Annotated in this window: 10 protein-coding genes and 1 pseudogene; 8 read left to right on the plus strand and 3 right to left on the minus strand. The window is 43.9% G+C overall.

The window, feature by feature from the left end:
* Nucleotides 1-122 precede the first annotated feature (122 nt).
* Nucleotides 123-548, minus strand: a pseudogene (locus tag IQ242_RS13415) (zeta toxin family protein); the annotation flags it as partial.
* A 356-nt stretch (nt 549-904) separates the two neighbouring features.
* On the opposite strand from IQ242_RS13415, the gene purH reads away from it, so the two are divergent.
* The 5 genes from purH to IQ242_RS13435 all read left to right on the plus strand — a co-directional run bounded on the left by purH (nt 905) and on the right by IQ242_RS13435 (nt 4,409).
* Complete coding sequence (gene purH, locus IQ242_RS13420) at nt 905-2,440, plus strand: bifunctional phosphoribosylaminoimidazolecarboxamide formyltransferase/IMP cyclohydrolase (protein WP_193960308.1); 1,536 nt, start codon at nt 905-907, stop codon at nt 2,438-2,440.
* 442 nt (nt 2,441-2,882) lie between these two features.
* Nucleotides 2,883-3,158, plus strand: a complete 276-nt coding sequence (locus tag IQ242_RS13425) for a BrnT family toxin (RefSeq protein ID WP_193960309.1) — start codon at nt 2,883-2,885, stop codon at nt 3,156-3,158.
* Between the two features lie 19 nt (nt 3,159-3,177).
* On the plus strand, nt 3,178-3,396 hold the full coding sequence (locus IQ242_RS13430; RefSeq protein ID WP_228020977.1) for a BrnA antitoxin family protein: 219 nt from the start codon (nt 3,178-3,180) through the stop codon (nt 3,394-3,396).
* A gap of 384 nt (nt 3,397-3,780) precedes the next feature.
* Complete coding sequence (locus tag IQ242_RS26755; RefSeq protein ID WP_255520654.1) at nt 3,781-3,912, plus strand: hypothetical protein; 132 nt, start codon at nt 3,781-3,783, stop codon at nt 3,910-3,912.
* Nucleotides 3,909-4,409, plus strand: a complete 501-nt coding sequence (locus tag IQ242_RS13435) for an endonuclease V (protein ID WP_043996815.1) — start codon at nt 3,909-3,911, stop codon at nt 4,407-4,409. Before IQ242_RS26755 ends, IQ242_RS13435 begins: the two co-directional genes overlap by 4 nt.
* 249 nt (nt 4,410-4,658) lie before the next feature.
* On the opposite strand, the gene IQ242_RS13440 is transcribed toward IQ242_RS13435, so the two are convergent.
* A complete protein-coding gene (locus tag IQ242_RS13440; RefSeq protein ID WP_228020978.1) occupies nt 4,659-4,871 on the minus strand; it encodes a hypothetical protein in 213 nt (70 codons plus the stop codon).
* A gap of 7 nt (nt 4,872-4,878) precedes the next feature.
* On the minus strand, nt 4,879-5,163 hold the full coding sequence (locus IQ242_RS13445; RefSeq protein WP_061433170.1) for a BrnT family toxin: 285 nt from the start codon (nt 5,161-5,163) through the stop codon (nt 4,879-4,881).
* Nucleotides 5,164-5,491: 328 nt separating this feature from the next.
* On the opposite strand from IQ242_RS13445, the gene IQ242_RS13450 reads away from it, so the two are divergent.
* The 3 genes from IQ242_RS13450 to IQ242_RS13460 form a co-directional block, all read left to right on the plus strand.
* Nucleotides 5,492-5,704, plus strand: a complete 213-nt coding sequence (locus IQ242_RS13450; protein WP_002754145.1) for a type II toxin-antitoxin system VapB family antitoxin — start codon at nt 5,492-5,494, stop codon at nt 5,702-5,704.
* Nucleotides 5,691-6,089, plus strand: a complete 399-nt coding sequence (locus IQ242_RS13455) for a PIN domain nuclease (protein ID WP_002785628.1) — start codon at nt 5,691-5,693, stop codon at nt 6,087-6,089. The genes IQ242_RS13450 and IQ242_RS13455 overlap by 14 nt, the downstream gene beginning before the upstream one ends.
* A gap of 341 nt (nt 6,090-6,430) precedes the next feature.
* On the plus strand, nt 6,431-6,596 hold a 166-nt coding region (locus IQ242_RS13460; RefSeq protein ID WP_103127373.1), incomplete at its 3' end, for a helix-turn-helix domain-containing protein.

The following is a 6,596-nucleotide window of genomic DNA, read 5'->3' on the forward strand; positions in this document are numbered from 1 at the left end:
GGTCGGAACCCCCTAAGCCGAGTTTTCAAGGTGCTGCGCCGTCCACTTGGTTTTCGAGACTGGCCTTTTAATTCTAACGTAAAGCCAACCTAGAACGGCGGGGTTTCAGACCCAAAATTTCCGATGAGGTTAATGCGTCCCCGCTCATAACGACGACGAACCACATCTTCAGGAATATTATGACCGCCACTGGCTACCCTTCTGTGAACTCTCTCTAAAGCTAATTCTGGACTTTGTAGCCAAAAATAAATAAGATTGAGCCTATAGCCAGAACTGCGACAGTCTCTCAAAAAACGGGCAAAATGTCGGGCTGCCAGGGTGCTTTCAAAGGCAAAATCTATTCCTTGGCACTTCAGTGTTACCAGCCTTTCTAACATCAACCGTCCTGCTTGGATAGCAACCGACTCAGGATTAAAAGGTGAGAGTCCGGCGGCAATTTCATCGGCGTTAACGTACTCGATAACGCCTAAAAAGTTGGGTAAAATTTTTTTAGCGACGGTGGTTTTCCCGGAACCATTGGGGCCACCAATTAGATAAACGTCAGACATGAGGGAAAAGCTCGTCCTCCAGATTATTTTGAGATAACCTCGAACTAAGTACCAGTGGTACCAGTTTACCAGAAGTGGCTACTCTCCTAGATGATGGTAATCTGAGAACATTTGGCGATGACGGTTGCCAAGAGGTTTTCACTAATCTCGATGGACTTCGTTACCCTAAAAAATCCTGTATTTTTTAACAAGTCAGACTAAATCTTTCAAGGAGGACTTTAAAAATTGCCTTGGCATAAGTTGCTATTTGAGAGATAAAAATATAGAAGCAGCTGATTATTTACTAACCTACTTTTTTTAATTTTTAACGGGTTAGGGCTGGGATATACTGAGATTGTTGCTTATAGATCACTACTATGGGACGTTTAGCGCTGATCAGCGTCACTGACAAAACCGGAATAGTTGACTTTGCCCGTCAGCTAACAGAAGAATTTGATTTTGAAATTATTAGCAGTGGAGGAACCGCCAAAACGCTCCAAGCAGCGGGAATTCCCGTGATTAAAGTGGGAGAATATACAGGATCTCCTGAAATCTTGGGCGGAAGGGTGAAAACTCTCCATCCTCGCATCCATGGCGGTATTTTGGCTAGACGGGATTGGCAGTCAGATTTAGCGGAAATGGAGGCTAATCAAATTCGTCCTTTTGATTTGGTGGTGGTTAATCTCTATCCCTTTGAACAGACGATCGCTAATCCTGATGTTACCACCGCTCAGGCGATCGAACAAATCGATATTGGTGGTCCGGCGATGTTACGCGCCTCGGCTAAAAATTTCGCCCATTTGACTGTCATCAGTAACCCGAAGTATTACGAGCAGTATTTAAGCCAATTACGGCAAAATAACGGCGAAATCTCCCTGGAATTCCGTCAAAAAATGGCGGGGGAAACCTTCGCTTTAACCAATGCCTACGATGGTGCGATCGCTGCCTATTTCGCCAGCTTAAACGGGGAAACGACTCGCTTTAATTTGGCGGGAAATGCCCTACAAACCCTGCGTTACGGCGAAAATCCCCACCAAAGTGCCACTTGGTACGGCAGCGGTACAATGGCTCAAGGTTGGGGAAAAGCGACCTTATTACAGGGAAAAGAACTAAGTTATAACAATTTAGTCGATTTAGAAGCAGCCCGCCGTTTAATCGCCGAATTCGGCAGGGAAGAACCGGCTGCCGCTATTTTGAAACACACTAATCCCTGTGGAGTGGCGATCGGTGGTAGTTTAGTGGAAGCTTATACTAAAGCTTTTAACGCCGATGCTATCTCGGCTTTTGGGGGTATTGTTGCCCTAAATCAAGCCATAGACGAAGCAACCGCTAAAGAATTAACGAAAACCTTCCTAGAATGCGTGGTTGCCCCCGATTGTAGTCCCCAAGCCCGGGATATACTCGCTAAAAAGTCAAAAGTGCGGATTTTATTGCTGCCGGACTTAACCACGGGAGAAAAACAAACAGTAAAAGTTATCGCTGGCGGTTTTCTAGTACAAGCGGCCGATGACGTGGTGGAAACTCCGGATGAGTGGCGAGTGGTGACAGAAAAACAACCCACTGCCGCACAATTAGCGGAATTACTGTTTGCTTGGAAGGTATCTAAGCACGTTAAATCTAACGCTATTGTGGTGACAAAAAATCAAACTACTTTAGGCGTTGGTGCGGGGCAAATGAATCGCGTTGGTTCGGTGAAAATTGCCCTTGAACAAGCAGCAGAAGCGGCTAAAGGTGGCTATTTAGCTAGTGATGGTTTTTTCCCCTTTGATGATTCTGTTCGCACGGCGGCCCAGTTTGGTATCGAGGCAATTGTTCAACCCGGAGGTTCTTTAAAAGATCAGGATTCGATTAATGCCGCTAATGAGTTAGGTTTAATTATGGTCTTAACAGGCATTCGTCATTTCTTGCATTAATACAAAGTTAGGGTGTGTTACTGTTTAAATTAACGCACCCCAACCAGTTATTAATTATCGGTTAATTTCCCCTATTCAATAACTATTAAAAGTGTCAAAATAATAGTAAAATTTTGTGACAAAGTGCAGTCAGATATAAAAATCTTTGCTAGAACTCTAGAAGGCTTCTGTGATCAGTCTCCTTAAAAGAGATTGTTGGCAGTAAGCTCATCTGGTTAACAGGCTTTTGGGTGTGATATACAGAAAGTTGACCCATATCGTTACTCTGGAGAGTGTTATATAGAAAGTTGACCTGTAATATGTAGTTATGCGGCAAGTCCTCGGTTAGGACAGTGGCTTGAAGTTGCTTGCGGGGCATTCATTGACGATAAAAATTGCTTGGCATGGATAGCTGTAACGACAATTTATAACTACAATTGGTTATTGTAGCTGTCGTTCGGTTATGGAATATGAATGGGATGAAGCAAAACGTCTTGCTAATCTTCGTAAGCACGGAATAGATTTTACCGATGTTCCAGCCGTGTTTGAGGGGGATATTGTAACGGTTGAGGATGATCGTTACGGTTATGGAGAGCAGCGTTTTGTCACATTCGGTTTGTTGCAAGGGCGAGTGATTGCCGTTGTCCATACAGAACGTGAGGATTGCACCCGTATTATTTCTGCAAGAAAAGCGACGAAATATGAACAACGAACCTACTTCGAGCAACTCTCAAACTGATTGGCAACGATTGGATGCGATGAGCGATGAAGATATTGATTTATCAGATTGTCCAGAGATTACGCCAGAAATGTTTGCTAAGGCGGTAGTGCGGCGGGGTTTACCTGCTACAAAAGCCAAGGCTCAAGTTACACTCCCCATTGATAGCGATGTATTAGAGTGGTTTAAGTCTCAAGGGCGTGGCTATCAAACACAGATCAATCAATTGCTACGAGCGTATATGGAGGCACATCAATAACAGGCAGATTCATGTTTTTGTATTTTAAAACAAGGATGGCAGCGGCATAACAAGGGATTTACCATACCTTATTAGACTGAAAACCGCTATAACAAATCACCGCACCCGAAATAATAGTGAAATTTTGTGACAAAGTGCAGCCAGATACAAGGATCTTTGCCATAATTCTGGAAAGCTTCTATGATAAGTCTCTTTAAAGTAGATTGTTTGCAGTAAACTAATCTGGCTAACACGCTTTTGGGCGTAATATAGGGAAAGTTTCTTGCGATTGCTCCATTTGAGAGTAATAGGCGGAAAGATTTTTTTTTAACAAATGTGTATTCGGCGTGATATATGGAAACTTTCCGTCTAACATATAGTGATGTTTTCAAGAGAAGAGAAGAAATGTTATCAACACTTCTAAGTAAACCTGTACAAAAAGCTCAAGAACTACCAGAAGCAATTCAATTGGAAGGCTGCCTCGACGCAATAATTGCCGGTAAGCCGGTTCATTTTCTGGATGGTGGCCTCCGATGATTGCTGCTCTCGATGTCCATTACACCGACACTGCGGCACACGCTGCCGCAATTGTGTTCAAAGAATGGCAATCTGAGGAACCAATTGCCAGCCGCACGGCGACCGAAGAACCTGTGGCGGCATACGAACCAGGAAAGTTCTACAGGCGGGAATTGTCGCCGCTGCTGAGGGTGATCACGCAGATCGGGTTCGACGTACACACCTATGTGATTGATGGCTATTGCCATCTCTCTCGTGACCTTACGCCAGGTTTGGGTGCGTATCTGCACCGTTCGCTGACGCAACCCGCCGTCATCGTCGGCGTTGCCAAGAACCGTTATCGTGATTCGGAACACGCGGTCGAAGTGTTCCGCGCAAACAGCAAGCGGCCTCTCTTTGTCACAGCAATCGGCATCGAATACAACGTAGCTGCCCAACACATTCAATCAATGGCTGGGCAATTCCGAATACCCAAGATGCTCAAGGCCGCTGATGGTCTTGCACGGAGACTGAAATAGTGCGATGCCGAAGGCACTGCATAGTGCGATGCCAAAGGCACTGCGTAGCAGATCGCCGATCTTGTAGAGTGCGTTCCCTAATCTGGCTCCTACTGCTCCACCGATCGATTTTGGGGAACGCACCCTGCACATTGATTAAAGTTGTGAGTTTAAGTGCGATGCCGATCTTGTAGGGTGCTAAAACGCGCGTGTAACGCACCTTTTTCAAGTCAGCTATAATGTCGGTTAGACAATGCTCTTATGAGGCGTTTAACCATCAGATATACATTCATGAGCATATTGTTCAACCAGTAATTCGATTATTTTTTCATAAGGAATTTGCTTTCGATCTGCTTGAGATTTAAAGAAGCTTACACTTTCTTCTGTTAATTCTAATGTTACTTGATTAGTTTTGGTTTTATCTTTAGGAACTAACTGGTCTGGAGGCGGTAAAAAATCTTTAACTACTTGTCCCAGTTCCATTGGTTCATCAGTATAAGTTATTTTGCTGTTCATATAGTTTACGTCCTTTTCGCCAATAACCAGCTCCAAAAATTCTAACTTTTCCTTCCCGGTAAGTAAAGCGCACTGTGATGATTCCTTCATTAACTTGCCCCATACAGTAAAATCGATTTTCTTCTTGACTGTGAGCCAGATCTTGTACGATAACTCTGTTGGGGTCAAAAAATGCGTATTGGGCTAATTCAAAGGAAACATCGTGTTTCTGTTGGTTTAAAAGATTTTTATCTTCATCCCATTCAAAGCTTTCATCCATAAGCGGAGTTGATCAGCCTAATCACCATAATTTTAACATATTAAGAGGGATAAGCAAATTGCGAAATTTTGTCTCGCTCCCGTCTTCCTAGAAAAGAACCGAGGCTTTAAAGAACATGAGTTGAATCAAATTGATCGGCTGCTGATAGAACATCAAACAACATTACTAGATACACCGACCGTAAATCAAGTGCGATCACTGATCTGGTAGCAAGTAGCTTAAGGTTTGAGGGCCAACTAACAAAGATATGCCCAGAGGTGGGTTAGTCATCTATCGGATTAAAATGTAAAGAGAATAATCACCCATACTTCAATCTAATATCCATCCTATGCAAATTACCCTCAACCTTGATGAATCGCTTCTCAAGGAAGCCTTTCAACTGACTAACCTCACCACCCAAGAGGAACTAATGAATCTTGCTCTACAAGAATTCGTAAAATCCCGCCGTAAGAAAAACCTTCTCGACCTTGCCGGACAAATTCAATTTGCTCCAGATTTTGATTATAAAGCCCTACGTGAAACTCGTCATGTTGCTGATTGACACATCTGTGTGGATCAGCGTCTTCCGCGATCGCAGTGGTCAAGTTCGCCAGCAACTGGAAACGTTAATTGCAAATCGTGAGATTTTACTCACCCGCTTTACCCAGCTTGAACTGCTTCAAGGGAGCTTAAACGAGCAAGAGTGGACAATCCTCTCTACTTACCTCGAAGTGCAGGATTATGTTGAACTCAGGCCTTCTTCCTGGCAAGCGGCTGCACGTATTTACTATGATCTGCGTCGTCAAGGATTGACTGTTCGCAGCCCAATTGATTGCTGTATTGCTCAAGCGGCACTGGAAAATGATCTGCTTCTGATTCACAACGACCGTGATTTTGAAACCATTGCTCAAGTGCGATCTCTTCAAAATCTCCGTTTTCAGCCCTAGGGTGCGTCCCCTAATCTGGCTCCTACTGCTCCACCGATCGATTTTTGGGAACGCACCATGCCCATTGATTGAAACTGTGAGTTTAGTTGCGATGCCGAAAGCACTGGTTGGTCTATCGGCGCGTTACGAGGGCAAGCCTAATCGTAATCAAATTCAGAATGGTACAGTCACACGAAGGTGGCATTGGAACAGTGGAAGAATGCAAACTAAAACCTGGGCTTGGAGCGCAAATTGGTGAAACTATCTTCATCGAAAATTTTGGGTCTGAAACCCCGTCGTTCTACGACGGCTTTACTGTTAAATATTAGCACATTTACGAAATATATGCTAAAATGTGAGACATGGAAAAAGCCTACTCGTTTCGATTTTACCCAACACCAGAACAAGAGTCGCTATTGCGGCGCACTTTGGGCTGTGTAAGATTGGTTTACAATAAAGCTCTCCATCTCAGAACACAAGCTTGGTACGAAAGACAAGAAAGAGTAGGATATACTGAAACTTCTTCAA

The organism is Microcystis sp. LEGE 08355, from assembly GCF_015207185.1.
Taxonomy (GTDB): domain Bacteria; phylum Cyanobacteriota; class Cyanobacteriia; order Cyanobacteriales; family Microcystaceae; genus Microcystis; species Microcystis panniformis.